The sequence below is a fragment of the Amycolatopsis sp. MEPSY49 genome, assembly GCF_051337345.1.
Classification (GTDB): Bacteria; Actinomycetota; Actinomycetes; order Mycobacteriales; family Pseudonocardiaceae; genus Amycolatopsis.
Genome location: NZ_JBDLYJ010000001.1, coordinates 1,176,107 through 1,201,361, shown reverse-complemented (window position 1 = coordinate 1,201,361; position 25,255 = coordinate 1,176,107). Strand labels below are relative to the sequence as shown.

General features: G+C 70.1%; 26 protein-coding genes. 20 read left to right on the top strand and 6 right to left on the bottom strand.

The annotated features are described in order from the left end of the window. Positions 1 to 29: 29 nt before the first annotated feature. A complete protein-coding gene (locus ABFJ78_RS05995) occupies positions 30 to 2,063 on the bottom strand; it encodes an AbfB domain-containing protein (protein WP_436384680.1) in 2,034 nt (677 codons plus the stop codon). Between the two features lie 94 nt (positions 2,064 to 2,157). Next, on the bottom strand, positions 2,158 to 3,180 hold the full coding sequence (locus ABFJ78_RS05990; RefSeq protein WP_436384679.1) for a hypothetical protein: 1,023 nt from the start codon (positions 3,178 to 3,180) through the stop codon (positions 2,158 to 2,160). Positions 3,181 to 3,528: 348 nt separating this feature from the next. Here ABFJ78_RS05990 and ABFJ78_RS05985 point away from each other — a divergent pair, with 348 nt between their 5' ends. Together ABFJ78_RS05985 and ABFJ78_RS05980 are read left to right on the top strand one after the other, a co-directional pair. Beyond that, on the top strand, positions 3,529 to 4,122 hold the full coding sequence (locus tag ABFJ78_RS05985) for an RNA polymerase sigma factor (RefSeq protein ID WP_436384678.1): 594 nt from the start codon (positions 3,529 to 3,531) through the stop codon (positions 4,120 to 4,122). Next, positions 4,115 to 5,176 (top strand): CU044_5270 family protein, encoded by a 1,062-nt coding sequence (locus ABFJ78_RS05980; protein WP_436384677.1) that lies wholly within the window; start codon positions 4,115 to 4,117, stop codon positions 5,174 to 5,176. The genes ABFJ78_RS05985 and ABFJ78_RS05980 overlap by 8 nt, the downstream gene beginning before the upstream one ends. On the opposite strand, the gene radA is transcribed toward ABFJ78_RS05980, so the two are convergent. Both radA and ABFJ78_RS05970 read right to left on the bottom strand, forming a co-directional pair. Continuing rightward, positions 5,177 to 6,535 carry a DNA repair protein RadA gene (radA, locus tag ABFJ78_RS05975; RefSeq protein ID WP_436384676.1) on the bottom strand — a complete coding sequence of 453 codons (1,359 nt, stop codon included), beginning with the start codon at positions 6,533 to 6,535 and terminating at the stop codon, positions 5,177 to 5,179. Between the two features lie 39 nt (positions 6,536 to 6,574). Further along, on the bottom strand, positions 6,575 to 7,261 hold the full coding sequence (locus ABFJ78_RS05970; protein ID WP_436384675.1) for a hypothetical protein: 687 nt from the start codon (positions 7,259 to 7,261) through the stop codon (positions 6,575 to 6,577). A gap of 275 nt (positions 7,262 to 7,536) precedes the next feature. Here ABFJ78_RS05970 and ABFJ78_RS05965 point away from each other — a divergent pair, with 275 nt between their 5' ends. The 15 genes from ABFJ78_RS05965 (at position 7,537) to ABFJ78_RS05895 (ending at position 19,363) form a co-directional block, all read left to right on the top strand. Then, positions 7,537 to 8,028, top strand: coding sequence for a CarD family transcriptional regulator (locus tag ABFJ78_RS05965; protein WP_004559016.1), 492 nt, complete (start codon positions 7,537 to 7,539; stop codon positions 8,026 to 8,028). Positions 8,029 to 8,172: 144 nt separating this feature from the next. Beyond that, entirely contained in the window at positions 8,173 to 8,790 is a 618-nt protein-coding gene (locus tag ABFJ78_RS05960; protein ID WP_436384672.1) for an IspD/TarI family cytidylyltransferase, read from the top strand. Beyond that, on the top strand, positions 8,787 to 9,254 hold the full coding sequence (gene ispF, locus ABFJ78_RS05955; protein ID WP_360484381.1) for a 2-C-methyl-D-erythritol 2,4-cyclodiphosphate synthase: 468 nt from the start codon (positions 8,787 to 8,789) through the stop codon (positions 9,252 to 9,254). The genes ABFJ78_RS05960 and ispF overlap by 4 nt, the downstream gene beginning before the upstream one ends. Positions 9,255 to 9,740: 486 nt before the next feature. Beyond that, complete coding sequence (locus ABFJ78_RS05950) at positions 9,741 to 10,136, top strand: PPOX class F420-dependent oxidoreductase (RefSeq protein ID WP_436384671.1); 396 nt, start codon at positions 9,741 to 9,743, stop codon at positions 10,134 to 10,136. Between the two features lie 10 nt (positions 10,137 to 10,146). Then, positions 10,147 to 10,533: a PPOX class F420-dependent oxidoreductase gene (locus ABFJ78_RS05945; protein ID WP_436384670.1), complete on the top strand. Its 387-nt coding sequence runs from the start codon at positions 10,147 to 10,149 to the stop codon at positions 10,531 to 10,533. A 22-nt stretch (positions 10,534 to 10,555) separates the two neighbouring features. Next, positions 10,556 to 11,242 carry an HAD family hydrolase gene (locus ABFJ78_RS05940; protein ID WP_436384669.1) on the top strand — a complete coding sequence of 229 codons (687 nt, stop codon included), beginning with the start codon at positions 10,556 to 10,558 and terminating at the stop codon, positions 11,240 to 11,242. Between the two features lie 41 nt (positions 11,243 to 11,283). Next, the gene (gene cysS, locus ABFJ78_RS05935) at positions 11,284 to 12,672 is read left to right on the top strand and encodes a cysteine--tRNA ligase (protein ID WP_436384668.1); all 1,389 of its coding nucleotides are present in this window, start codon (positions 11,284 to 11,286) and stop codon (positions 12,670 to 12,672) included. A gap of 29 nt (positions 12,673 to 12,701) precedes the next feature. After that, positions 12,702 to 13,658, top strand: coding sequence for a 23S rRNA (guanosine(2251)-2'-O)-methyltransferase RlmB (gene rlmB, locus ABFJ78_RS05930; RefSeq protein WP_436384667.1), 957 nt, complete (start codon positions 12,702 to 12,704; stop codon positions 13,656 to 13,658). Positions 13,659 to 13,711: 53 nt separating this feature from the next. Further along, a complete protein-coding gene (locus ABFJ78_RS05925) occupies positions 13,712 to 15,145 on the top strand; it encodes an MBOAT family O-acyltransferase (protein WP_436384666.1) in 1,434 nt (477 codons plus the stop codon). A 13-nt stretch (positions 15,146 to 15,158) separates the two neighbouring features. Next, a complete protein-coding gene (locus ABFJ78_RS05920) occupies positions 15,159 to 15,521 on the top strand; it encodes a hypothetical protein (RefSeq protein ID WP_436384665.1) in 363 nt (120 codons plus the stop codon). Continuing rightward, positions 15,521 to 16,126, top strand: coding sequence for a histidine phosphatase family protein (locus tag ABFJ78_RS05915; protein WP_436384663.1), 606 nt, complete (start codon positions 15,521 to 15,523; stop codon positions 16,124 to 16,126). The genes ABFJ78_RS05920 and ABFJ78_RS05915 overlap by 1 nt, the downstream gene beginning before the upstream one ends. A 73-nt stretch (positions 16,127 to 16,199) precedes the next feature. Then, the gene (locus tag ABFJ78_RS05910; protein WP_436384662.1) at positions 16,200 to 16,781 is read left to right on the top strand and encodes a transglutaminase-like domain-containing protein; all 582 of its coding nucleotides are present in this window, start codon (positions 16,200 to 16,202) and stop codon (positions 16,779 to 16,781) included. Between the two features lie 183 nt (positions 16,782 to 16,964). Further along, the gene (locus ABFJ78_RS05905) at positions 16,965 to 17,978 is read left to right on the top strand and encodes a hypothetical protein (RefSeq protein ID WP_436384661.1); all 1,014 of its coding nucleotides are present in this window, start codon (positions 16,965 to 16,967) and stop codon (positions 17,976 to 17,978) included. 2 nt (positions 17,979 to 17,980) lie between these two features. Next, complete coding sequence (locus tag ABFJ78_RS05900) at positions 17,981 to 18,619, top strand: hypothetical protein (protein ID WP_372669913.1); 639 nt, start codon at positions 17,981 to 17,983, stop codon at positions 18,617 to 18,619. A gap of 72 nt (positions 18,620 to 18,691) precedes the next feature. Further along, positions 18,692 to 19,363 (top strand): HD family phosphohydrolase, encoded by a 672-nt coding sequence (locus ABFJ78_RS05895; RefSeq protein ID WP_436384659.1) that lies wholly within the window; start codon positions 18,692 to 18,694, stop codon positions 19,361 to 19,363. Here ABFJ78_RS05895 and ABFJ78_RS05890 read toward each other — a convergent pair. Further along, positions 19,360 to 20,010, bottom strand: coding sequence for a class II aldolase/adducin family protein (locus ABFJ78_RS05890; RefSeq protein WP_436384658.1), 651 nt, complete (start codon positions 20,008 to 20,010; stop codon positions 19,360 to 19,362). The two genes, ABFJ78_RS05895 and ABFJ78_RS05890, sit on opposite strands and share 4 nt — an antisense overlap. Before the next feature lie 425 nt (positions 20,011 to 20,435). Next, on the bottom strand, positions 20,436 to 21,359 hold the full coding sequence (locus ABFJ78_RS05885) for a hypothetical protein (RefSeq protein ID WP_436384657.1): 924 nt from the start codon (positions 21,357 to 21,359) through the stop codon (positions 20,436 to 20,438). Positions 21,360 to 21,488: 129 nt separating this feature from the next. On the opposite strand from ABFJ78_RS05885, the gene ABFJ78_RS05880 reads away from it, so the two are divergent. The 3 genes from ABFJ78_RS05880 to ABFJ78_RS05870 are packed head-to-tail and all read left to right on the top strand — an operon-like array spanning position 21,489 to position 25,196. After that, positions 21,489 to 22,718, top strand: coding sequence for a DUF445 family protein (locus ABFJ78_RS05880; protein ID WP_436384656.1), 1,230 nt, complete (start codon positions 21,489 to 21,491; stop codon positions 22,716 to 22,718). A 59-nt stretch (positions 22,719 to 22,777) separates the two neighbouring features. Continuing rightward, positions 22,778 to 23,950, top strand: a complete 1,173-nt coding sequence (locus ABFJ78_RS05875; RefSeq protein ID WP_436385398.1) for a DUF445 domain-containing protein — start codon at positions 22,778 to 22,780, stop codon at positions 23,948 to 23,950. A gap of 37 nt (positions 23,951 to 23,987) precedes the next feature. Continuing rightward, a complete protein-coding gene (locus tag ABFJ78_RS05870; RefSeq protein WP_436385397.1) occupies positions 23,988 to 25,196 on the top strand; it encodes a DUF445 domain-containing protein in 1,209 nt (402 codons plus the stop codon). The last annotated feature ends 59 nt before the right edge of the window (positions 25,197 to 25,255 follow it).

The following is a 25,255-nucleotide window of genomic DNA, read 5'->3' as shown; positions in this document are numbered from 1 at the left end:
GCCGTTCGTTGACCGATCAGTGCGGGCCGCTAGGCCGTTCCGACGCAGCGCGAGCGGCTGTCGGTGACGACGCCGTCGGACTTCCGGACGGAGACCGAGCCGCCCTGGAAGTTCTGGCAGATCGCGGTGGCCGTCTCGGCGGGGTCGGCCGCCGGGTAACCGAGGTAGGAGCGTTCCCAGTCCAGCGCCCGCCAGCGGTCCTTGACGCCGCCGGAAACGGGGTGCGCTCCGGTCGTGCTCGTCCAGTAGATCGACCCGCCGCCGGCGAAGTGGTTGTACCGGCCGCCGCCGGCCGGGGTGGACGTCTCGTCGATGGTCGGTGCGCCGAAGGCGGCCGAGTGCAGGAGGTCGCGCTCGTTGTACTTGGCCAGGATGTTGCCCTCCAGCTCTTTCGCGCCCGTGGCGGTGGACCAGACGAGACGGCCCTTCGTGAAGTCGCGGTACCGCAGGGAACCGTCGATGACCTCGGCCGCCACCGGGTCGCCGACGCGCGCGCGGACGGCGTCGTCGTTGAGCCAGCGCCGCTGGATCGCCGAGCTGGTGGCGTTCTCGCCGTCGACGCGCCAGAGCCGGTCCACGTCGTAGAGGCTCGCCGCGTCGTACGGGTGCGCGCCGCTCTTGTCCGCGGCGTAGAGCAGGCCGCCGTAGTGCCGGAGGAACCGGCCGGGCGCGCTCTTCGACTCCAGGGTGACCGTGCCGGCGTCCGTGCCGGGCCGCGCGCACCAGGTGGCGTCGGACCGGAACCGGTCCGAGCCGTCGCTCGCCGCCGCCAGCACCTTGAAGTCGAGCTGCCGGAGGTAAGTGCCCGAGCTGGTGACCGACTCGAAGGAGTGGCAGTCGAAGTCGGCGAGGCCCGGCACGACCTTCCAGCTGAAGGGGACACCGTCGGCCGGCTGGGGAGCGGCCGGCCCGAAGTCGATGACGGCCTGCGAGCCCGTCGTCGCCCGGATGTGAGCGCCGCGGGACCCCGGGGTCTGGGCGCTCAACGACTGCCGGAGCACCGCGTCCTCGTACTGGCCGATGCGCAGGAACCGGTCGACCACGCCGGCGTCCCCGGCCAAGGCGACCGTGGCCGCCGCCACCAGCGCCGGGTGCACCCCGCTGTTCTCGGCCTTCACCTTGAGCTCGTTGAGGCGCTTGCGGTCGGCGTCCGCCTTCTTCTGCAGCGCGATGGCGATGTCCCGCCGGTTCGCTTCGTAGATGCCGGTGTCGATGAACGCCTTCCAGTCGGCCGCGTTGCTGCTGCGCAGAGCCGTCTCGGCCGCGATCGCGACCTCCGTACCCGGCGTCGCCCGGTTCCAGATCTCGCGCACGAAGTTCTCGTCGGACAGCACCAGCACGCTCTCGGTGGCGACGATGCCGAGCACGGCGGCGGCGTTCGCCTTGGCGTTCCGGGCCGCGATCCGCGCCTTCTCCGCTTCGCTGGCGGCCTGGTCGGCGTCGATCGCGTCCTGCTGGTCCTGGGCGTGCGCGGTGACGATGCCGTTGAGCAGGAACTCCTTCTGCGCCGCTTCGTCACCGCCGAACGCGGTCAGCGCGGCCGCCTTCACCTTCGGTCCGGTGGCCCGCTGCCAGAGCGCGTAGACGAAGTCGCGGTAGCTCTGCACGAGCAGCTCCGGCTCCGCGGCGATCCCGATCGTGGCCGCGGCGTGCTGCTTCAGCTCGCGGGCCTGCCGCGCGATCTCCGCATCGCGGATTTCGTTGACGTCGTCGCGTTTCTTGGCCTCGTGGACGCCGGTCTTGATCCACTGCGTGCACTCGAGGTCGGTGCCCGAGAAGGCGAGTTCGGCCGAAGCCCGGACCTCGCTGCCCGTGGCCTGCCGCCACAGCGCGATGACGAAGTTGCGGTCGTTGAGCACCAGGAGGTCGTCGCCGGCCAGGATGCCCAGCACGGCGGCCGCCCGGACCTTGTCCTCCATCGTCGATTCCGGCGCGGCGGCCGTGGCCGCGCTCGCGGCCGGGACCGGGACGGCCGCGACGGCAGGTACCGGCACCCCGGTGAGCCCGCCGGCCATGGCCAGGGCGACGGCCGCTGCGACCGCCAGATTCGTTCGCCTTCTCATGTTCCCCTCGAGTGGTGTCGTGCGCGATCCACGCGGACGCGCGGTTCCACCGGTCCCGCGGTGAGCGGGACCGGAGAGAACGGAAACGGTGCGGTCAGCCGGCCGCGCGGACCCGCTGTTCGCCGTCAAGCGCCTGCTGCAGCAACGAAGTCCAGTAGGCGGCTTGCTGGACGGCGAAGTCGCGCTCCACGGTCCAGTCGGCTTCCGCCGCTCCGGCCGGACCGGCCACGGCGGCCCAGTTCGGCCCGGTGGCGGCGTTCGCGGCGGCGGTGACCGCCGCCCAGTTCGCCGCCTGCGCGTCGGTGACCCGGCGCGCGTCGTCCCAATAGGACAGTGCGGGGGCGGTCTGCCTGCCGACGGCCTGCCAGGCACCGACGGCGTTGGCGCGAGCCTGTTCGGCCAGCTCGGCCGAGGCGTTCTCGGCGGCCTCTTCCGCGGCGGTGGCGTCGGCCAGCAACCCGGCGACCGTGACCCGCCAGCGTGCGTCGTCGTCGGCGGATCGCTGCCGGAAGGATTCGAGGTCCAGCCGGGCGCCGAACGCCCATCCGCTGGCGAAGAACTCGACGAGATCGTCGTCCGTGGCGCCGGCGCGCACCGCGTACGCCGCGCTCACCCGCACCTGCGCACCCGGGTCGCGCTCGGCGATGTCCCGGACGAAGGCGCGGTCGGCGTCCGAGAGCGCCTTGGCCTGGTCACCCCGGGCTTGCCGAGCGGCCGCGTCACGCTGCTTCGCCGCTTCGAACCCGCCGTTGGCGAAGAGCTCGCGATCGGCGTCGTTCCGGCTGCTCACGGCAAACTGCGCCGCGGCGTGGACTTCGGGCGCGAACTCGGCGGTGAAGGCCGCGAGAACCCGCTTGGCGAAGTCGGCGTTGCGCGCCTTCCGCTCAGCGGACAGCCGGACCGCGTAGTCGTAGCCGGAGGTCAGGAACTGGGCGATCGCGGCGTCCGGGTCGCTCGACAGCAGGGCCTGCCAGGCCGCGATCCGGACGAGCGACCGCGGATCGCGCTGCGCCAGGTACTGCACCCACACGCGGTCCGCCGCCGGAGTGGCCGCGACCGCCGCCGCACCGGGAGCGCTGCCGGCCGCGAGCGCGGCCGACGGGCTCAGGACCGACACGGCCACCGTGAAACAAGCACTGCAAAGCAACGCGCGGACGCGCATGGATTCCCCTCCCCCGCACCCGCCCCTCCCGGCCGGGTCGCTCTCCCAACCTAGAAAGGCGCCCGACCCGGATCAATTGAGATCAAGGTCATACTCCCGACATTCCGGTAGTCCGTAACGAAGTGCGCGCACCAGGCGAAAGAAGTGGTCCAGTCCTTTTCCGCCGAATGCGCGACTCGCCGTGCCGACCAGGGCCGGCGATCGCCGCGGGCGCCCGGGCCCCGGCCGGGGCCATCTCGAACGGACCACGACGAAGGTAGGTTCGCCCGTGAACGCTCGCGCGCGCTGCGGGCAACTGGGGGCATGCAGGTGATCCACGAGGGATCGGAGATCTGGGGGCACGACCGCCCGGACCTGGGCGGAACCGAGCCCGGGCCGGCGTTCGGGCGGCTCTTCGACGCCCATGCCGCCGCGCTACGGCGCTACCTCGCCCGGCGCGTCGGGCCCGAACCGGCCAACGACCTCGTCGCCGAGACCTTCCTCGTCGCGCTCCGGCGGCGGGAGTCCTACCGGCCCGAACTCGGCACCGCGCGCTCCTGGCTCTACGGCATCGCCACCAACCTGCTGCGCCACCACGTGCGGTCCGAGCTGCGCGGGCTGCAGGCCACCGCGCGGCTCGCCCGCGCCGGGGACCACAGCCACGCCGCGCACGACGGCCGCGTCGCCGAGCAGGTCGATGCCCAGGTGCGCGCCGCGCAGCTCGCCGGCGCGCTCGCCAAGCTCAGCCCCGCCGACCGCGACACGCTGCTGCTGGTCTCGTGGGCCGGGCTCGAACCGGCCGAGGTCGCCGAAGCCCTCGGCATCCCGCCCGGTACCGTCCGGTCCCGGCTGCACCGGATCAGACGCTGGCTCAGGACGAACGCCCCGGCTCAAGAGGAGGTGCAGGACCTTGCGTGAAGACAACGTCCGGAAGATCTGGTCCGACGCCGAACTCGACGCGGCGCTGGCCGACCTGCACGACGACGTCGACGAGGACGACAGCCTCGCCTTCGCCCGCGCGTCCCTGATGGCGGCGGCCGGTACGACCGAAGCGCCACCCCGGCAGCGTCGCCGCGGGAGCTGGCGGTGGATCGCGGTGGCCGCGGCCGTCGTCACGCTGGTGGGCGGCCTCGGGATCGTCGTCTCGCTGCGGCCGCCCGCCCCCGAGCCGGCCCAGCCCGCCGCGCAGCTCGCCGACCTCGACCGGCCGCTCGCGCCCGGCGAATTCCACTACACGCAGAAGCTCGCGTGGGTGACCCAGATGACCTTCGGGCGGCCGTCGAAGTTCCAGCAGATGGTCGAGCTGTGGATCCCCGCCGATCCCACCGGCGTCTGGCACCGCCGCACGAGGTGGACGGGCGGGATCACCGGGCTGGACCCCACCTCGCAGGCCAAGGTCCACCTCGACCGGGCCCCCCTCGACGAGTACGGACCCGGTGGCGTGTTCCCCAGCCAGCCGCCCGTGAACTGGGTCGCGCCCGACGCGTCGTTCGTCGCCTCCTTGCCCCCCGACCGCGCGCAGGTGGCCAAGGCCCTGCTCCGCGACAACCGCGGGGGCCCGGCCGAATCGCTCACGATGGTGCGCAGCGTGCTGGCGCTGGGCCTGGTCCGCAAAGACGTCCGGTTCGCCCTGCGGGACGCGCTGATCGCGATACCCAGCGTCCACGCCGAGCCGGCGCACACCGCCGACGGGCGCCCCGCGACGGTCATCGTCGCGAAGGACACGGGCCAGCGCCTGTACCTCGACCCGTCGACGGCCCAGCTGCTGGCCGCGGCCGACGGCGTGTTCTCGGTGACGGAGCATTCCGGCAACGTCCCGCGGAGCACGTCGCCGCCGCCGCCGAGCTCCGCGGGGTTCCCGTCGACGACCGTCACGACGACCACGGAAATCCCGTTGTTCCCGCCGAACCCGCAGAAGTTCGGGGAGCCGGACGCGGTCTACTCGTACGCGATCACCCGGACCTCCGGGTGATCAGCGGGCGTGGCCGGCCGCGTTCAACGCGTCTGCGACGTTCGCCACCTCCAATACGCGGATTCCCGCCGGCGGCTTCCCGGAGTCCGGCGGGACGAGGGCGTGCGTGAAGCCCAGCCGCGCGGCCTCCGCCAGCCGGCGCCCCACGCTCGGCACCCGGCGGATCTCGCCGGCCAGCCCGACCTCGCCCACCGACACCAGCCGGGGCGACAAAGCGACGTCTTCGAACGACGACGTCAGGGCCAGCACCAGCGCCAGGTCGATCCCCGGCTCGGTGATCTTCATGCCGCCGACGGTGGCCGTGTAGACGTCCTTGTCGCCCAGCTTCAGCCCGCCGCGCTTCTCGAGGACGGCCAGGACCATCGCCACGCGCGCCGAGTCCAGCCCGCTCACCGCGCGCCGCGGCTGCGGTGCCGACGTCGACGACACCAGCGCCTGGACCTCGCCCAGCAGCGGCCGCTTGCCTTCGAGGGAGACGGTGATCGCCGTGCCGGGGACCGGCTCCGCCGTGCGGCTGATGAACAGCCCGGACGGGTCCGGGACGCCGACGATGCCTTCTTCCTGCAGCTCGAAGCAGCCGATCTCGTCGGCGGCGCCGAAGCGGTTCTTGATGCCGCGGACCATCCGCAGCGTCGAGTGCTTGTCGCCCTCGAACTGCAGCACGACGTCCACCAGGTGTTCGAGCACGCGCGGGCCGGCGACCGAGCCGTCCTTCGTGACGTGCCCCACCAGGACCACGGGCAGGCCGCGCTCCTTGGCCAGCGCGACGAGCCCGGACGTCACCGCGCGCACCTGCGTGACGCCGCCCGGCGAGCCGTCCACCTGCGGGGACGCCATCGTCTGCACCGAGTCGACGATCAGCACGCCCGGCTTGACGTCGTCGACGTGCCCGAGAATGGCCGAGAGGTCGCTCTCGGCGGCGAGGTACATGCGGTCGTGGACGTTGCCCGTTCGCTCGGCGCGCAACCGGACCTGACCCGCGGACTCCTCGCCGGTGACGTACAGGGACCGGTCGACGGTCTTCGCCCACTGGTAGGCGACTTCGAGCAGCAGGGTCGACTTGCCGACGCCGGGCTCACCGGCGAGCAGGACGACGGCGCCGGGGACGAGGCCACCACCGAGCACGCGGTCGAGCTCGGAAACGCCGGTGCGCCGGGCGCGCGCGGCTTCGACGTCGACCTCGCCGATCGGCCGCGCGGGCGCGCTGGGCGCCCCGGCGGCGACGCGCTGGATGGCCGGCCTGGCCGGTGCCCCGCGTTCCTCGAAGGAGCCCCATTCCTGGCACTCCGGACACCGGCCCAGCCACTTGGCCGCTTCGTACCCGCAGCTCCCGCAGCGGAAGGTGGTCCCTTTCTTCACCCCGCGAGGCTATCGGCGACCACCGACAAAACCGGGGACCTACTCCTTGACGTGCGCCGGAGCCGCGACCGGCAGCTCCACGGTGACCGGGCCCGCGTTCTGGAACACGAACGTCACCTTGATCGTCTGCCCCGGCCACAGCGGCTGCTTCAGCGCCGGCAGCTTGACCGTGGCCTGGCCGACCTTCTCGGGCGCCGTCGGCGTCGCGGCCGGGCCGGACGACGGGACCTCGGACGTCGACGACGCCGTCAGGCTGCCGGGCGTGTTCGTCTCCGACTTGGTGGGCGTGGAGCTCGAGCTCGACGAGGTGCCCGTGGACGACGGCGCGCTCGGCGGTGTGGTCTGCACCTCATTGGTGGACTCGACGGCGTCGTCCGGGCCGATCACCAGCGAGTGCGCCGCGACGACGGCCTTCGAGCCGCTCACGGTCGCCTGGGTGCCGTCCTCGGTCGTCACCGAGACGAGTGAGTCGTCCTGGGCGCCGGTGTTCACGATCGTCAGCGTGAGCGACGGGGTCGCGCCGGCCGGGTAGCCGGGACCCGACGTCGGGTACTGCACCGCGGCGTCACGCAGGACAATGGTCTTGACCTGGGCATACGTGCCGTTGACGGCGGGCTGCTGCGTGTCGGTCTGGGTGATCTGGCCGGCCCCGCACCCGGCGAGCACGAGCGCGGCACCGAGCGCCAGCACGCCCGCGCCGAGCACGCGACGATTCTGCAGCCTCACGTCGCAGTCCTTCCAGTTTCACGGCCTCGTTCCCGCGAAGACTAGCCGGGCGCGATCTCCCGGGCGGAACCGGTCCGCGTTGCGCCCAAGATCAACCGTCCACAAAGGATTTCGTACCACGTCGGGAAACGCGTCCCGGTCACCTGCATGAGCATGGGCCTCCGACGTTTGTCAAGCCCCGCTCAGGCCGCTGACCTGCGAGGACGAGTCCAGCCCGCTAGGTGGGCACTGGCGGACCGTGCTAGGATGGAGTCAGCGAAAGGGGCAGAGGACACATGGTTTTCAAGGTCGGAGAGACCGTCGTCTACCCGCACCACGGTGCCGCACTCATCGAAGCCATCGAGACCCGTGTGATCAAGGGCGAGGAAAAGAAGTACCTCGTCCTCAAGGTCGCGCAAGGGGATCTCACGGTTCGCGTGCCCGCTGACAACGCCGAGATCGTAGGCGTGCGCGATGTCGTCGGGCAAGAAGGACTGGACAAGGTCTTCGACGTTCTGCGTGCTCCGCACACCGAGGAGCCAACCAACTGGTCTCGTCGGTACAAGGCCAACCTCGAGAAGCTCGCCTCCGGCGATGTGAACAAGGTGGCCGAAGTGGTGCGCGACCTCTGGCGGCGAGAGAAGGACCGCGGGCTTTCGGCAGGCGAGAAGCGCATGCTCGCCAAGGCGCGGCAAATTCTGGTCAGCGAGCTCGCGCTCGCGGAGGGCACCGACGAGGACAAGGCTGAAGTCCTCCTCGACGAAGTTCTGGAAACCGCGACGGTCTGAGAATCTTATTCTGGTCAGGACGGCGCGACGGACCGCAGGCGGCCCGCCTGCAGCAACTTTTGCGCCGGCCGACGGCTGAATAAGGTTCTGAGCCCACAGGCGTCTGCTCGACGGGCGGGCGGATGCCTCTACGATCGCGAACCGATGAACGTCGTCGCGATCGTGACCGTCGCACATCATGCCTCCGACGGAGAGCTCGCTCTCACGCCGGTCCATGGTGAGGCGCTACTCACGCACACCGTGCGGGGGCTGCTCGGCGTACCGGAGATCGATCTGGTGCTCGTGGCGGCCCCCCAGCGGTGTGCTTCGTCGTTTTCCGAGGCCGTTCGCGGCCTGGACTGCCGGGTCGTCCCCGGCTCGCTCCGGCAGGCCTTCGCCGCCGTCGAGCCCGATCTTCCCCGTGACTCAGTTGTACTCCTCCACGACGCTCTGCGTGCCTTCATTCCTGCGGAGACGGTGCGTGACATCATCACTGCGGTGGGTGACGCTCCGGTAGTCGTCCCGGTGCTGCCGATGGCGGACACGGTGAAGGTGACCGATTCGTCCCTGATCGTCGGAACCGAGGACCGCGCGCGGCTGCGCACGGTCCAGACACCGATCGGCTACACGCTGTCGGCGTTCCTCTCGGCGACCGACCCGTGGGACGTGGCCGGCGCGGCGCTGGTGGACGGCCACCCGGACGCGATGCGCGTCACGACGGATTTCGAACTGTCCCTGGCCGAGGCGATCGCGGCGGCACCGAAGAACGAGGAGACGCTGTGAGGATCGGCAACGGGGTCGACGTCCACCCGGTCGAGGCGGGCCGCGAGTGCTGGATGGCGGGGCTGCTGTGGCCGGGGGTCGACGGGTGCGCGGGCCATTCGGACGGCGACGTGGCAGCGCACGCCCTGTGCGACGCGCTGCTGTCGGCGGCGGGGCTGGGTGACCTGGGCGCGGTGTTCGGCACGGGCGACCCCCGGATGGACGGCGCTCACGGGGCGGACATGCTCGTCGAGGTCCGCGAGCTGATCTCGGCGGCGGGCTGGCGGGTCGGGAACGCTTCCGTGCAGATCGTGGGGAACGCGCCGCGCGTGGGGAAGCGGCGCGAGGAGGCGCAGAAGGTGCTGTCGGAGGCGGTCGGCGGGCCGGTGAGCGTGTCCGGGACGACGTCGGACGGCTTGGGGCTGACCGGGCGCGGCGAGGGGATCGCGGCCTTCGCGACGGCGCTCCTGCTGGCTCGGACGTAGTGAATGACTCATTCATGTCACCAGACGACGTGAATGACTCATTCATGTCGCCAGACGACCAGGGTCCCGGCAAAGTCAGGTCAGCGCGGCCGATCCGGTCGCCCGCACGTCATGAACGGGTCGTTCACCTCGTCAGACGACATGAACGACCCTTTCATGACATCGCCGCGACGCCGAGCAGACCGCGCGGCCACGACTTTGCCGGAGCCCTGTCGCCAGGAGACGTGAATGACTCATTCATGTCGCCAGACGACCAGGGTCCCGGCAAAGTCAGGGCAGCGCGGCCGATCCGGTCGCCCGCACGTCATGAACGGGTCGTTCACCTCGTCAGACGACATGAACGACCCTTTCATGACATCGCCGCGACGCCGAGCAGACCGCGCGGCCACGACTTTGCCGGAGCCCTGTCGCCAGGTGACGTGAATGACTCATTCATGTCATCCGGAGCGACGGAATAGGGCCCAACCCGCGCCCGTTCGGCGTGATATGGCCCTCACCCTCTCGGACGCCGTCCGCGCGCTGATCGACGGGAAGAACTTCGCCACCGTCGCCACCCTCGATCCCGACGGTGGCCCGCAGACTTCCGTCGTCTGGATCGGCCTCGACGACGGCGACCTCGTCTTCAGCGCGACCGAGGACCGCCGGAAGGTCCGCAACCTGCGTCGCGACCCCCGCCTCAGCGTCTCCATCACCGACGCCGCCGATCCCTACCGCCACACCCAGCTGCGCGGCACCGCCACGATCACCCCCGACCCCGGCAAGGCGCTCCCGAAGACCCTCAGCCAGAAGTACCTCGCGCAGGACCCGCCACCCGAGAGCGAAGACACCGAACGCGTCATCGTCCGGCTCAAGGTCGACAAGGTCGCCGGCAACGTGAAATAGGGTCCGGACCATGTTCAACGAAGCCACCAAGGCCCTGCTCGACGGCGCCAACTACCCCGTCGTCGCCACCACGAACGCCGACGGCTCGCCGCAGAGCTCCGTCGTCTGGGCGAAGCGCGACGGCGACACCGTGGTCTTCGTGACCGTCCAAGGCCGGCGCAAGGAACGCAACATCCGGCGCGATCCCCGCGTCTCGCTCTCCGTCTTCGACCTGGCCGACCCCGAGAACTACGTCGAGATCCGCGGCCGCGCCGAGGTCACCGTCGAGGGCGGCCGCGAGCTGAACGACGAGCTGGCCCGCAAGTACACCGGCGACGTCTTCCCGCCCGAGCCGCCCGAGGTCGTGCGCGTGCTCGTGCGCGTTTTCCCCGAACACATCACAGGGCATTCGGCCTGAGAGTCCCGATAGGCTGGAAACCATGACGATCAGGGCCGTGTTGTTCGACTACTCCGGCACGCTCTTCCGGCTCGAGCAGGACGAGTCCTGGCTCACCGAACTGACGAACCACGAAGGTGAGCCGCTCGACATCGAGGCGCAGGCCGAGCTGATGCGCCGGATGACCGCCCCGGTCGGGCAGGTCGTCGAGCTGGACGCCGAGCACGTGCACGCCTGGCGGGAGCGCGACCGCGACCCCGTGCTGCACCGGAAGGTCTACCTCGAGGTGCTCAAGAAGTCCGGCGTCCCGCACTTCGACCAGGCCGAAGCGCTCTACAACCGGCTCATCGATCCCAGCCAGTGGACGCCGTACCCGGACACCGAAGCCGCGCTGAAGGCGGCGTCCGAGCGGGGCCTGAAGGTCGGCGTGCTGAGCAACATCGCCTTCGACATCCGGCCGGCCTTCACCGCGCGCGGGTGGGACGCCTACGTCGACGAGTTCATCCTGTCCTTCGAGGTCGGCGCCATCAAGCCGGAGCTGGAGATCTTCCGCAAGGCCGTCCAGGGCCTCGGCGTCCCGGCCACCGAGACGCTCATGGTCGGCGACAGCGAGGAGGCCGACGGGGGCGCCCGCGCGCTCGGCTGCGAGTTCGCGCTGGTCGACCCGCTGCCCACCGCCGACCGGCCGGACGCCCTGCTCACGGCGTTGCGCACGCACGGCGTCGGCTAGGGGCTGCGACCTCGCTCACGCCCACCCCGTACCCTTTCAGGGTGGCCCTACACCTTTTCGACACAGCGACCCGGAGCGTGCGGGAGTTCCACCCCGTCCGTAGCGGAACGGCGTCGATCTACGTGTGTGGTGCCACCGTGCAGGGCGTTCCGCACATCGGGCACGTCCGCGGTGTCCTGAACTACGACGTCCTGCGCCGCTGGCTCGTCCACAGTGGACTGGACGTGCTGCTGGTCCGCAACGTCACGGACATCGACGACAAGATCCTGACCAAGGCCGCCGAGCACGAGCGGCCCTGGTGGGAGTGGGGCGCGACGCACGAGCGCGCCTTCGAGGCCGCGTACGAGCAGCTCGGCTGCCTGCCGCCGTCGATCAACCCGCGCGCGACCGGGCACGTCACCCAGATGGTCGAGCTGATGGAACGCCTCATCGAGAGCGGCCACGGCTACGTCGCGGACGGCGACGTCTACTTCTCGGTCAAGTCGTTCGACGAGTACGGCAAGCTGTCCGGCCAGGTCCTCGAGGACGTCCAGCAGGGCGAGACGCCGACCCGCGGCAAGCGCGACCCGCGCGACTTCACCATGTGGAAGAGCGCGAAGCCGGGCGAGCCGTCGTGGCCGACGCCGTGGGGCAACGGCCGGCCGGGCTGGCACCTGGAGTGCTCGGCGATGGCGACGGCGTACCTCGGCGCGGAGTTCGACATCCACGGCGGCGGCATCGACCTGGTCTTCCCGCACCACGAGAACGAGCGCGCCCAGTCGAACGCGGCGGGCGACGCCTTCGCGCGGTTCTGGCTGCACAACGCCTGGGTGACCATGTCGGGCGAGAAGATGTCGAAGTCGCTCGGCAACACCGTGTCGATCCCGTCGATGCTGGAGCGCTACCGCGCGCCCGAGCTGCGCTACTACCTGGTCCAGCCGCACTACCGCTCGACCATCGAGTACTCCGACGGCGCGCTGTCGGAAGCCGCGCAGGGCTACCGGCGGATCGAGACGTTCCTGCGTCGCGCCGCGCAGTCGGGCTCCGTCGGAATCGGCACGATCCCCGAGGCGTTCGCGAACGCGCTCGACGACGACCTCGCGACCCCGCAGGCGTTCGCCGTGGTCCACACCACGGTCCGGGACGGTAACGCCGCCCTCGACGCGGGCGACACCCCCAAGGCACTCGAATTCGCCGCGGCCGTCCGCGCGATGACCGACGTGCTCGGCCTCGACCCGCTGTCCGCGCGCTGGTCCGAGGCGGGCGGTTCCGACACGCCCACCAAGGACGCGCTGTCCCGGATCGTCGAAGGGCTGCTGGCCGAGCGCCAGCAGGCCCGCGCCGAGAAGGACTTCGCCCGCGCGGACGCCGCCCGTGACCGCCTCGCGCAGGCGGGCATCGTGGTGGAGGACACCCCCAACGGTCCTCAGTGGACAGTCAAGTCCGACTGATCCCGTTACACAGCAAGGAAACTTTCACCATGGCAGGCAATTCGCGGCGCCAGGGCGCGATCCGCAAGACGGGCACCAAGAAGGGTGCCGTCGTCGGCTCGGGCGGTCAGCGCCGCAAGGCCCTCGAAGGCAAGGGGCCGACCCCGAAGGCGGAGGACCGCCCCGGGCACAAGGCCTACCGCCAGGCGAACGCCCAGACCAAGCGCGACCAGGCGCGGCAGAAGAAGGCCGACAAGCCGGAGCTGATCGCCGGGCGCAACCCGGTGGTCGAGGCGCTGCGCGCGGGCGTCCCCGCGACCGCGCTGTACGTCGCGCTGAACATCGAGATCGACGACCGCGTGAACGACGCCGTCCGGCTGGCCGGCGACAAGGGCATCTCGATCCTGGAGATCCCGCGCGAGGAGCTTGACCGCAAGACGAACCGGGCCGTGCACCAGGGCCTGGGCCTGCAGGTCCCGCCGTTCGAGTACGCGCACCCGGACGAGCTCATGGCCGCCGCCCGCAACTCGGGCGAGGTGCCGCTGTTCGTCGCGCTCGACGGCGTCACCGACCCGCGCAACCTGGGCGCGGTGATCCGCTCGGCGGCCGCGTTCGGCGCGCACGGCGTGCTGCTGCCGGAGCGGCGCAGCGCGGGCATGACGGCGGTGGCGTGGCGCACGAGCGCCGGGACGGCGGCGAAGCTGCCGATCGCGGTGGCGACCAACCTCACCCGCCAGCTCAAGGCGTGGGCGAACGAGGGCCTGATGCTGGTCGGCCTGGACGCCGACGGTTCGGTGGACATCGACGAGCTGGAGCTGGCGGCCGACCCGCTGGTCATCGTGCTGGGCTCGGAGGGCCGCGGGCTGTCGCGCCTGGTCCGCGAGACGTGCGACGCGACGGTGTCGATCCCGATGGCGGCGGGCGTGGAGTCGCTGAACGCGTCCGTGGCGGCCGGCGTGCTGCTGGCGGAGGTGGCGCGCCGCCGCCGTGCCGCCGGTCGGGTCTGACCGCACCACCCGGTCGGGTTAAGGTCACCATCGGATAAAGCCGAGGGGACCCGATGTCGTTCGTATCGCCACTGTTCCTGTGGTACTTCATGCCGGCGGTGCTCGTCGCCGTGCTGGTGTGCCCGCGGAGCTGGCGCAACGGCATCGTCGCGGTCGGCAGCCTGCTGTTCTACACGATCGGCGCGGGGCCGTTCGTGTTCCTGCTGCTGGGCTGCATGGTGGTCAACTTCCTGGCCGGCCCGCTGCTGGCCCCGAACCCGTTCGACGTGAACGGCGTCCGGCGGCGCCGCATCCTCATCGCGGTGGTGTCGCTGGACGTCGCGGTGCTGCTGATCTGGAAGTACGCGGGCTTCGCGACGCAGCAGATCGCGGCGGTGGCGCACTGGTTCGGCGGCAGCGTGCCGGTGGCGAGCCTGGTGGTGCCGATCGGCATCTCGTTCTACACGTTCCACCACATTTCGTACGTGGTCGACATCTACCGCGGCGAGCGCCAGGCGTTGCGCAACCCGGTGGCGTTCGCGGCGTACATCGCGATGTTCCCGCAGCTGGTGGCGGGCCCGATCGTGCGGTACCGCGAGATCGCCGACCAGCTCCCGCAGCTGCGTTCCCACCGCCTGGACGACATCGCGGCGGGCTTCCCCCGGTTCGCGTTGGGGCTGTGCAAGAAGACGATCATCGCGGACTCGCTGAGCCCGTTGGTGGAGGCGTGTTTCAAGGTCCCGCCGGACGAGATGACATTCGCGACGGCGTGGCTCGGCGCGATCGGCTACACGCTCCAGCTGTTCTTCGATTTTTCGGGCTACTCGGACATGGCGATCGGCCTGGGCCGCATGCTGGGCTTCCGGCTCCCGGAGAACTTCGCGCGGCCGTATTCCTCGGTGACGATCACGGAGTTCTGGCGCCGCTGGCACATGTCGCTGTCCCGCTGGTTCCGCGACTACGTCTACATCCCCTTGGGCGGCAACCGGAACGGAGCGGCCCACACGTACCGGAACCTGTGCATCGTGTTCGTGCTGACGGGTTTCTGGCACGGAGCGCAGTGGACGTTCCTGGTGTGGGGCTGCTACCACGGAGCGCTGCTGGTGATCGAGCGCCGGTTCGGCTTCGACCTGGACCCGTCGTCCCGCTGGCCGCGGCTGGCCCGCCGCGCGTTGACGATGTTGCTGGTGGTGTTCGGCTGGGTGTTCTTCAGGTCGGCGGACCTGGGCCACGCGCTGTCGATGATCGGCCACATGCTGATCCCGGACTTCAACGGCCTGGGCGCGGGGGTGGAAGAGGCGTTCACGAACCAGCGGCTGGTGTTGCTGCTGGCGGCGCTGGCGGTGTTCCTCTTGCCGGCCCACCCGGTGACGGGACCGCTGCTGGAGTCGTCCCGCAGCCGCCCGGCCACGGCATTGCGCATCGGCGTGATGACGGTGGGCTTGGTGTACGCGGCGATCCTGATCGCGACGGGCACGTTCAGCCCGTTCCTGTACTACCAGTTCTGAGCGGAGCCGAAGGATGAGCGAGCCGATCGACCTGGCCAAGGTGCCCGGCGTGATCCCGTACGTGGACAACCACGACGGCCCCCGCCGTCTCCTCACCGTCGACATCCCCCACCTGGGCCACACAGTCCGCGCCTACGCCCCGATCGCCAGCATCGACGGCCGCCAATACATCGTCTCCTGGGGCGCCGTCACCTTCGAAATCCCCGGCGACCGGAACGTCCACGTGAGCGTCCACCTGCACACGAACAGCGGCTACGAGCACACCATCACGCCGTTCGCCTCGACCGTCCTCCCTCCGCACCCCGCCCCCGTCCGGCTGCTCGCCCAGTTCACGCCGAGCCACGGCCCGCAGGGTGCACTCGTGCCCGTCGGCTGATGCTCGCGACGCGGTACCTCTTCCTCACCCGCCACGGCGAAGCGGCACCCACCGGCGACCTCACCGAAGCCGGCCGGCGGCAAGCGCTCCTGCTCGGCCGGCGCCTCCGCGAGATCCCGATCAACGCCGTCCACCACGGTCCCCTTCCGCGCGCGAGCCAGACCGCCGCGCTCATCGCCACCCAGCTCCCCGGCGTCCCGATCTACGTCGACAAAGCGGCCGACGACTTCGTCCCCTACACGCCGATGCGCGAGGAACTCCCCGAAACCTCGGGCGACCTCCTGCACGCCTTCACCCGGCAACTCCCGCCCGCCGACGAAGAGCTCGCCGCCGAGGCCGAGCGGCGGTTCGCCGGGCCCGTGCCGGGCGCCGAGACGCGGTACGAAGTGCTCGTCACGCACAACTTCCTCGCCGGCTGGCTGGTGCGCGCCTCGCAGGACGCGCCGCCGTGGCGGTGGCTCGCCCTGAACCACGCCAACGCCGCGCTGACCGTCATCCGGTACTCGCCGGGACGGCCCGCCGCATTGCTGACGTACAACGACGTCGCGCACCTGACCGCGGATCTGCGCTGGACGGGCTTCTCACCCGACTTTTACCTTCCGTAACCGGCGAACGCGGAGCGTTGCCGCGCAGGAAAACCAGGCTCGCCCGAATGGCCGCACCTGTCAGGATGGCCGGATGAGTCCCGTCCTGTCGCCGACCTCCAAACGGCTGAGCGACTACCTCGCCGCCGACGCCGTCGTCGATCACGAGCACCCCGCGATCCGCGCCCGCGCAGACGTTCTCCGGACGGCCGGGGACGATCCCGTCACGTACGCCGAGGCCGTATTCCGGTTTGTCCGGGATGAGGTCGACCACGTGATCGACGCGCGCGATCCGCGCGTCACCTGGCGGGCGTCGGACGTCCTGCGCGAGCGCGTCGGGATCTGCCACGCGAAGGCGCACCTGCTCGCCGCTTTGCTGCGCGCACAAGGGATTCCGGCCGGGTTCTGCTACCAGGAGCTGTCCGCGCTGCACGGGCTGAATGCCGTGCACCTGCTCGGCAAATGGGTGCGCCTCGACGCGCGCGGCAACCGGACGGGCGCGGGCGGGGAGTTTTCGCTCGACGCGGAAAAACTGGCCTGGCCGGTGGACTTCGCGCGCGGCGAACGCGATCACCCGGAGATCCACCCGGCCCCCGCGCCGGTCGTCGTGGAGTTCCTGATGACCGCCGAACCCGGGCCGGACTGGTACGAAAAGGGGCTCCCGGCCACGCTCTGAAGCCGGTTTTCCGCGATTTTCGAAAACCGGGCCAAGCTGGTTAATTATTGCCGAGAGTGACGCCTGTCCGTCCGTCCTGTCCCCCGAACTTCTTATTTCGCGCGCCCCGATTGGCGCGTAAAGTGACTCCCCGCGCTCGAACAGACACTTTGCGCATACGTCCGTTCGGGTGGCACGAGGGAGGTGAAGCACGTGGTCGCGGACGGCGGACCCCGCCGCCGTACCCCACTGCAGGAGATCTTCTGGACCAGGACGAGCTTGCTCCTCACGGTGCTCGTCGTCGTCGCCGGCCTCAGCCTGTGGCTCGCCGGCCTGATGGACCCCGGCACCGGGAAGAACCTGGTGACGTCGCTGGGCACCGGCACCCTGATCTCCGCGATCGTGGGGTTCGGCACCACGCTGATCACCGCCAGCGCGTCGCAGAAGGCGCTGGTGACCCCGGTGATCGAGGAAAGCAGGCGCGCGCTGGAGGACCTCAGCGCCGAATACCGCGCGCTGAACAAGGAGTTCTTCCCCACCGACGTCTTCGAGGCGACCACCGACCCCGACCCCGGCTTCAACCGGTTGCTGATGGCCGACCTCAACGCGACCCGGCAGTACTTCTTCCGCGGCTTCTCCGGGCGGCACGCGGCCGCCCGCCTGTTGCTTTCCCGCACCGAACGGGAGCTCCGGGCCGTCATCGCCGACCCGCGGGACGCGAGTTCGATCAGCGGGCGCGCCCGCTACCTGCTGCGCCGCGAGGCGGGCGACGTCGACTCCGAACAGATCCAGACCCGGCTCGACGAAGAGATCCGGATCGGGCTCGTCGGCCTCTTCCTGGCGCGCAGCCGCTGCGCGCAGGTCGACATCACCGTGGTCGCCGACCCGCCGCTGGACCGGCTCGAAATGTTCGACGACAGCGTGTGGGTGTCGCTCTACAGCGACGTCCGCGGCGCCACGAAGCTGTACCCGCGGTCCCTGCGGTTCACCGAGGGTTCCTTCCTCTACAACATGGAGCGCGCCGAGTTCGTGCGCGTCTCGCAGTCCCGGACCGGCCGCCACTTCCGCATCACGTCCGCGACGACGCGGACGGATTTCCTGGCGCTGTTCGAAAAGATCACCGGATCCCCCCTGTCCGAGGAGCAGTTCCGCGAGCTGGAAGGCAAGTTCCACGCTTTCCGCGCGGAGTTCTCCGAAGTCGCCGAGCTAGGGAGCTGACCTTGCTCACCCGCCTGTCCCCCCTTTCCGAACTGGCCACGCGCCTGCGCGCGGCCGAGTTCCCCCTGGCCGCCGGCTGGCGCGCCGTCGACGAGTGGTTCCGGCCGTGGGCCGCCCAGCCCGGCCTGCGGGACGAACTGCGTTCCCAGTTGCGCGCGTTGACCACCGCGGAATCCGTGAAAATCCTGCGCTCGTCCCGGGAAACGACCACGCACTTCGCCTGGTGCCTGCTCGATTCGCCGTCCGACCCGTTTTCCTTCTGGCTGCACGAATACAAGGCGCAGGAGGACTGGCGGGAGGGATACGCGGATTCCGTGCACAACCACAGGTACCACTTCTGCACCACCATTCTCCGTGGTGACTACCTGCACGAGAGATACGAGACGACGATCGACGCCGGAACCGGGCTGATCGCGGCCGCGCGGCTGCGGCGCCGGACGTTGTGCCAGGCCGGAGCCTGCGCCACCATGCTGGCCGACGAATTCCACCGCATCCCCGAAGCGGCCGACGGCACGATGACGTTCCTGGTGAAATCACGCCCGGTGAGCAGTTTCAGCCTTTCATTCGATCCCGCCACGGGAATCGGCCATCGTCACGTTCCGGTAGAGGTCCGATTGGGGGAATTGGCCGACCGCATCTAGCTACCCACCGGCGTCACGGCGCTTACCATTACTCCACCCGTCTGAACACCACGGCCGGGATCGGAGAGGTGTATGCGCACGCAGGAAAGCACGATCGACCAACTCATCGTCGACGCCGTCGCGAACCGGGTTCACCGGCTCTGCCGCCGTTACGCGGAGCGGCTGCCGTTCCACGGCTGGCACCACGTGAGCTTCGTCCGCGCGAAGGCGGCCGGCTTCGCCCAGCACAACGGGGCCGACCGCGCGGTGGTCGAGGTGGCGGCGCTGGTGCACGACGTCAACTACCTGGTGCTCCGCAACTCGCCCGCGGCGGCGGGCCGGAGCCTGCGGCTGGAGATCCTCGCGGAGTGCGGGGTGCCGGCCGGGGTCGCCCGGTGGATCGACGAGATCGTCGACGAAGCCGAGATGGCCACGCGCGGCCGTGACATTTCGCTGGAGGCACAGGCGCTGAGCGACGCGGACACGTTGTTCAAGGCGCTGCCCGTGACCCCGGTGGTGCTGGCGCACCGGTACCTGCGCGAGAACGGGCTGAGCCTGCGCGAGCTGGCGCACAAGATCGTCGGCGAGCAGTGCGACGTCCACGACGAGGGGTACTACTTCTACAACCCCGAGGCGGCGGCCACGTATTCGCGCTGGGCGACGGCGAACCTCCAGCTGTGGCAGTGCATCAAGGAGGCGGTCGACGACCCGACGGTGGCGGAACTGCTGGACGCCGTCCACGCCGTCGACGCGCTGGCGTCCTAGGTCTGGCCGTAGCCGCGCAAGAGGTCGACGACCTTCGCCACCTCGGGCGGCGGCAGCAGGGCGGGCCGGCCGGCACCCTGGGCGAGCAGCCACACCCGGCAGGCCCACTCGAGCTGCTGGGCCCGGTGGTACGCGGCCTCGAGGCCGTCGCCGTAGGTGAGGGTGCCGTGGTTGGCCATCAGGCAGCCGCGGCGCCCTTCGAGCGCCTCCAGCACCGCCGTCGCCAGCTCCGGCGTGCCGTACGTGGCGTAGCGCGCGACGCGCACCGAAGGGCCGATCGTGGCGATGATGTAGTGGATCGGCGGCACCTCGCGCACGAGGGTGGAGACGGCGGTGGCGTGCGGCGAGTGCGTGTGCACGACGGCGGTGACGGGCTCGCTGTCGGGATCGCGCACGTCCCAGTAGACGGACAGGTGCATCGGCAGTTCGCTGGTCGGCTTGAGCGAGCCGTCGACGACCTGGCCGCCGAGGTCGACGACGGGGACGTCGGCCGGGTTCATGCTGGAGTAGGGGACGCCGGTCGGGGTGACGGCGACGAGGTCGCCGGCCCGGACGGAGACGTTCCCGGAGGTCCCGACGACGAGGCCGTCCCCGACCATCCGCCGCGCGTAGGCGCACACGGCGGCCCGTTCGGTCTCGAGGAGCATGCGGCGGGTCCGTTCTCGTGGTGATCGGCAGCTGAGCTGAACACTGCCAGCCATCGACGAGCTTCGGCCACCCCCGGGCCCCGCAGACAAGCCCCCGCCCATCCCCGGCAGGGCTCCGGCAAAGTCGTGGCCGCGCGGTCTGCCCGGGCGTCGCGGCGATGTCATGAAAGGGTCGTTCACGTCGTCTGACGAGGTGAACGACCCGTTCATGACGTGCGGGCGACCGGATCGGCCACCCCGGCCCCGCAGACAAGCCCCCGCCCATCCCTGGGGGGGCGTCCCCTGTCCAGTCTATCGCGTCTGACCTGCGAAAACAGGCGCGCCGGAAATCTGTGGACAACCGGATCCGATGTGGATAACTCCACCCACCGGAATTGGCCCGGCGCCTCCCGGTGATCCGGGAGGCGCCGGCGTCTGGGGAAAGGTCAGGCCTTCGCCGGAGCGGCAGGCGCGGGCGCGGCCTTCGCGGCAGGAGCCGGAGCCGGCTTGCGGTCCCCGTTCTCCGCGGCAGGCTCCGGAGCCAGCAACCGCATGGCCTCCTGCACCGCGACATCCGTGGCCGCGATCCGCTCGGCGACCTTCGACCGCAGGTCCAAAGCCAGCTTCCGGTTCCGGTCGGCCTCCGCCTGCTGGGACCGGGCCGAAGCCAGCGCGGCTTCCGTCTCGTGCTTCTTCCGGGCGATCTCCTCGTCGAACGCCTTCTTCTTCGCGGCGTACTCGTCGTCGAACGCCTTCTTGCGAGCGGCCAGCTCCTCCGAAGCCTTCCGGTCCGCTTCCTCCCGCAACGAAGCCGCCGCGGCCTCGGCCTTGGCGTCCGCTTCCTTGCGCGCCCGCTCGGCCGCCGCCGCCAGCTCGACCCTCTTCGCGCCCGCCGCCGCGTTCAGCTTCTCGATCTCGCCCTTCGCCTCCGACAGCAGGCGCGCGCGCTCTTCCTCCGCGTCCTTCGCCAGCTTGTCGGCCGTGCGGCGGGTCTCGTGCGCGTACTTGTCCGCCTGGTCGCGAGTCGACGCCGCGTCCGCCTCCGCTGCCGCGCGCAGGTCCGCGATCTCCTCCTCGGCCAGCTGCATCATCATCCGGACGCGCTCGGCCATCGCGCCCGCGCCGGACGGGCTCGAGCTCATCCGGGCCAGCGCCGCCTTCGTCTCGGCGAGCTCCTTCTGCGCGTACGCGAGGGCCTTGGAAAGGTCCGACGACGTCGCGACGGCCTCGTCGCGGCTGCGGGCGGTTTCCCGGAACTCCTTGGTCAGCTCGGCGAGGCGTTCGTCGACCTGACGCTGGTTGTAGCCGCGGACACCCACGGCGAACTGGGCTGTCTTCGGAGCGGACTGGGGCTTCTCAGGCGCGACCATCGCGCCACCTTAATGAGCCGGGGCCCACCAGGACGTACCGCCAAACGGATGCATCACGGATATTGGAACCCCTGGTGACGCATGGCATCCTGACCTTGTTGACCAGCGGTTAACGGCGAGGAGGCCACTTTGGACATTCCGGCGATCCTCGCGGACATCGGCGCGCACTGGCCCGTCTACGCCACCATGCCGCTCATCGCCGCCCTCATCGGCTACCTCACCAAGCGCGTCGCCATCGAGATGATGTTCCGGCCGCTGGAGTTCAAAGGCATCAAGCCGTTCTTCGGCTGGCAGGGCGTCATCCCGGCGAACGCGCGGCGGATGGCCGCCACGGCCGTCGACCTGCTGACCCGCAACCTCGTCGACCCGCGGGAGATCTTCAGCCGCCTCGATCCGGAGGAAATGGTCAAAGAGCTCGAAGCGCCCCTGCTCAAGGCCGTCGAAGACGTCACGCGCGAAGTCATGGAGACCTACCAGCCCCGGCTCTGGGAGATGCTGCCGTCGCGCGCGCAACGGCTGCTCGTCGACCAGGTCCGCGCGCAGGCCCCGCAGGTCGTCAAGCGGCTGCTGCGGGAGGTCTCGACCAACATCGACGACGTCCTCGACGTCAACGACATGCTCATCGGCGCCATGGTCCGCGACAAGTCGCTGACCTGCCGGCTGATCCGGGAGGTCGCCGCGCCCGAGTTCAAGTTCATCGCGCGCTCGGGGATCTGGTTCGGGTTCGTCATCGGGCTCGTCCAGTTCGTCGCCTGGGCGCTGACGAAACAACCGCTGATCATGCCCATCTTCGGTTTCGTCACGGGCTTCGTCACGGACTGGCTCGCGCTCAAGATGATCTTCTACCCGCGCGAGCCGCGCGGGTTCGGCTTCTTCCGCTGGCAGGGCATGTTCCAGAAACGCCGCCAGGAGGTCGCCGCCGACTACGGCGCGTTGATCGCCGACGAGGTCCTCACCGTCCGGAACGTCCTCGAGGCCGTGCTCACCGGGCCGCGCGCGGACAAGCTGTTCGCGCTCGTCACCCGCGAGGTCCAGCGCACGATCGACGCGCAGGTCAGCCTGGCCAAGCCGGTCGTCGCCCTCACCATCGGCGGCCGGCAGTACCAGGAGATGAAGCGCGCGGCAGCCGCCAAAGCGATCGAATACCTCCCCGAAACGGTGAAGCACGTCGAAAGCTACGCCACCGGCGCGCTCGACGTCCGCAACACGATCGTCGAGAAGATGCGGCAGCTGACCCCACTTGAGTTCGAAGGCATCCTGCGCCCCGCCTTCAAGCAGGACGAATGGAAGCTGATCGCCGTCGGGGCGGTCATCGGTGGCCTGGTGGGTGAACTCCAGGTACTCCTCCTGCTGCACTGATCACGGGCCGATAGCGTGCGCGGGTGGACTTCGGCACGCACTGGCAGGTGTACGTCACCATGCCGTTCATCGCGGCGCTGATCGGCTACGTCACCAAGCGCGTCGCCATCGAAATGATGTTCCGGCCCCTCGAGTTCGTCGGCGTCAAACCCTTCGGCTGGCAGGGCGTGCTGCCGGCGAACGCCGAGCGCATGGCGGCGACGGCCACCGAGATGCTGACGACGAACGTCGTCGACCCCAAGGAGATCTTCGCCCGGCTCGACCCGGCGCAGGTCGCGAAGGAGATCGAGCAGCCGCTGCTGCGGGTCGTCGAGGACGTCACCCGCGAGGTGATGGAGACCTACCAGCCGCGGCTGTGGGAGGTGCTGCCGAACGGCGCGCAGCAGCTGCTGCTCAAGCGCGTCCAGGCCGAGGCGCCGAAGGCGATCACCAAGATCATGCGGGAGATCGCCGACAACATCGAGGACGTCCTCGACCTGCAGCACATGGTCGTGACGAACCTCGTGCGCGACAAGGCCCTGCTCAACCGGCTGATCCGCGACATCTCGCGGCCCGAGATGCGGTTCATCGCGCGCTCGGGCATCTGGTTCGGGTTCATCCTCGGCTGCGTCCAGCTGGTGGTCTGGGCGCTGACGAAGTCGCCGATCGTGCTCCCGCTGTTCGGCCTCGGCATCGGCTGGCTCACCGACTGGCTGGCCCTGAAGATGATCTTCCTGCCGCGCGAGCCGAAGCGGTTCTTCGGGCTCTACACCTGGCAGGGCATCTTCCAGAAGCGCCGCGACCAGGTCGCCGCCGACTACGGCGACATGATCGCGCGCGAGATCATCACCATTCCCAACCTGCTGGAAGCCGTGCTGCGCGGGCCGAAGTCCGACAAGCTGTTCGCGATGATCACCCGCGAGGTGCAGAAGACGATCGACGCGCAGGCCAGCGTCGTCAAGCCGTTCGTCGCCATCGCCGTCGGGACCAAGAAGTTCCAGGAGATGAAGCAGACGGCGGCCGCGAAGGCCGCGGAGCGCGTCCCGGAGACGATCCGGTACGCCGAGAACTACGCGATCAACGCGCTCGACGTGCGCAACACGATCGTCGACCGGATGAAGAAGCTGAGCGCGCTGGAGTTCGAGCAGCTGCTGCGGCCGGCGTTCCGGCAGGACGAGTGGAAGCTGATCGCCGTCGGCGCGGTGATCGGCGGGCTCGTCGGCGAGTTGCAGGTGCTCGCGCTGCTCGGGTAGCCGGTACGGTTCCGTTCTCGGCATGAGGAGGTCGGAGTTGGCCGCGGTCCTGCACGACCTCGCGCTGCACTGGCCGGTGTACGCGGCGATGCCGTTCATCGCGGCGCTGATCGGGTACGTCACCAAGCGCGTCGCCATCGAGATGATGTTCCGGCCGCTGGACTTCATCGGGATCCCGCCGCTGCTGGGCTGGCAGGGCGTCGTCCCGAAGCACGGCGGGCGGATGGCGGCCGTCGCGACCGAGCTGCTGACGGCGAACCTGCTGGACCTGCGCGAGGTCTTCGGCCGGATCGACCCGGTGATCATCACCAGCGAGCTGGAGCAGCCGCTGCTGCGCGCGGTCGACCACATCGCGCGCGAGGTGCTCGCCGAGCACCACCCGCGGCTGTGGGAGGTCATGCCGACGCTGGCGCAGGAGATGCTGATCAAGCAGGTCCAGGCGTCGGCGCCGCGGCTGGTGCGGGAGTTCCTCGACGACGTCCGCGAGAACCTCGACGAAGTCCTCGACGTCCAGCACATGACGGTCCAGCGGCTGACGCGCGACAAGGCGCTGCTGGTCCGGCTGATCCGCGAGACGTCCCGGCCCGAGATGGCGTTCATCGCGCGGATGGGCATCTACTTCGGCTTCGGCCTCGGCCTGATCCAGACCCTGGTGTGGGCGGTCACGCGCGAGCCCCTGGTCCTGCCGGTCTTCGGCGGCGCGATCGGGCTGTTCACCGACTGGCTGGCGATCAAGCTGATCTTCGTCCCGCGCGAGCCGGTCCGGCTGGGCCGGGTGATCTTCCAGGGCAAGTTCCAGCGGCGGCGCGCGGAGGTGGCGCGGCAGTACGGCGAGCTGATCGCCACCGAGGTGCTGACGGTCCAGAACCTGCTGGACGCGGTCCTGCGCGGACCGCGCGCCGACCGGCTGGCCGCGCTGGTGGAGCACGCCGTCTCAGCCGCGGTGGACTCGCAGGTACCGCTGTCCCGGACGCTGGGCGGCACGCGGCTGAAGGAGATGAAGCACGCGGCGGCCCGGAAGGCGCTGGAGCAACTGCCGGACACCGCGCGGTACGCCGAGGGGTACCTGACCGAGGCGATGGACGTCGCGAAGATGATCGAGCAGCGGATGCTGGCGTTGACGCCTCTCGAATTCGAGGGACTCTTACGGCCCGCGTTCCGGCAGGACGAATGGAAGCTGATCGCGGTCGGCGGGGTGATCGGCTTCGTGGTCGGCGAACTCCAGGTCCTGCTTATGCTGGGCTAACTTTGCGTTCGCACATTCACTTTCCCTAGGAAAGATGCGTCCAGGGGCCCTTCGGACGC

What these genes read in the sequence shown, in the direction of transcription:
- ABFJ78_RS05885 (WP_436384657.1), bottom strand. Translation starts at nt 21,359, where the DNA reads ATGGTCGCGCCTGAGAAGCCCCAGTCCGCTCCGAAGACAGCCCAGTTC.
- ABFJ78_RS05940 (WP_436384669.1), top strand. Translation starts at nt 10,556, where the DNA reads ATGACGATCAGGGCCGTGTTGTTCGACTACTCCGGCACGCTCTTCCGG.
- ABFJ78_RS05915 (WP_436384663.1), top strand. Translation starts at nt 15,521, where the DNA reads ATGCTCGCGACGCGGTACCTCTTCCTCACCCGCCACGGCGAAGCGGCA.
- ABFJ78_RS05965 (WP_004559016.1), top strand. Translation starts at nt 7,537, where the DNA reads ATGGTTTTCAAGGTCGGAGAGACCGTCGTCTACCCGCACCACGGTGCC.
- ABFJ78_RS05910 (WP_436384662.1), top strand. Translation starts at nt 16,200, where the DNA reads ATGAGTCCCGTCCTGTCGCCGACCTCCAAACGGCTGAGCGACTACCTC.
- rlmB (WP_436384667.1), top strand. Translation starts at nt 12,702, where the DNA reads ATGGCAGGCAATTCGCGGCGCCAGGGCGCGATCCGCAAGACGGGCACC.
- ABFJ78_RS05945 (WP_436384670.1), top strand. Translation starts at nt 10,147, where the DNA reads ATGTTCAACGAAGCCACCAAGGCCCTGCTCGACGGCGCCAACTACCCC.
- ABFJ78_RS05925 (WP_436384666.1), top strand. Translation starts at nt 13,712, where the DNA reads ATGTCGTTCGTATCGCCACTGTTCCTGTGGTACTTCATGCCGGCGGTG.
- ABFJ78_RS05920 (WP_436384665.1), top strand. Translation starts at nt 15,159, where the DNA reads ATGAGCGAGCCGATCGACCTGGCCAAGGTGCCCGGCGTGATCCCGTAC.
- ABFJ78_RS05895 (WP_436384659.1), top strand. Translation starts at nt 18,692, where the DNA reads ATGCGCACGCAGGAAAGCACGATCGACCAACTCATCGTCGACGCCGTC.
- ABFJ78_RS05950 (WP_436384671.1), top strand. Translation starts at nt 9,741, where the DNA reads ATGGCCCTCACCCTCTCGGACGCCGTCCGCGCGCTGATCGACGGGAAG.
- ABFJ78_RS05890 (WP_436384658.1), bottom strand. Translation starts at nt 20,010, where the DNA reads ATGCTCCTCGAGACCGAACGGGCCGCCGTGTGCGCCTACGCGCGGCGG.
- ABFJ78_RS05960 (WP_436384672.1), top strand. Translation starts at nt 8,173, where the DNA reads ATGAACGTCGTCGCGATCGTGACCGTCGCACATCATGCCTCCGACGGA.
- ABFJ78_RS05985 (WP_436384678.1), top strand. Translation starts at nt 3,529, where the DNA reads ATGCAGGTGATCCACGAGGGATCGGAGATCTGGGGGCACGACCGCCCG.
- ABFJ78_RS05875 (WP_436385398.1), top strand. Translation starts at nt 22,778, where the DNA reads ATGCCGTTCATCGCGGCGCTGATCGGCTACGTCACCAAGCGCGTCGCC.
- ABFJ78_RS05995 (WP_436384680.1), bottom strand. Translation starts at nt 2,063, where the DNA reads ATGAGAAGGCGAACGAATCTGGCGGTCGCAGCGGCCGTCGCCCTGGCC.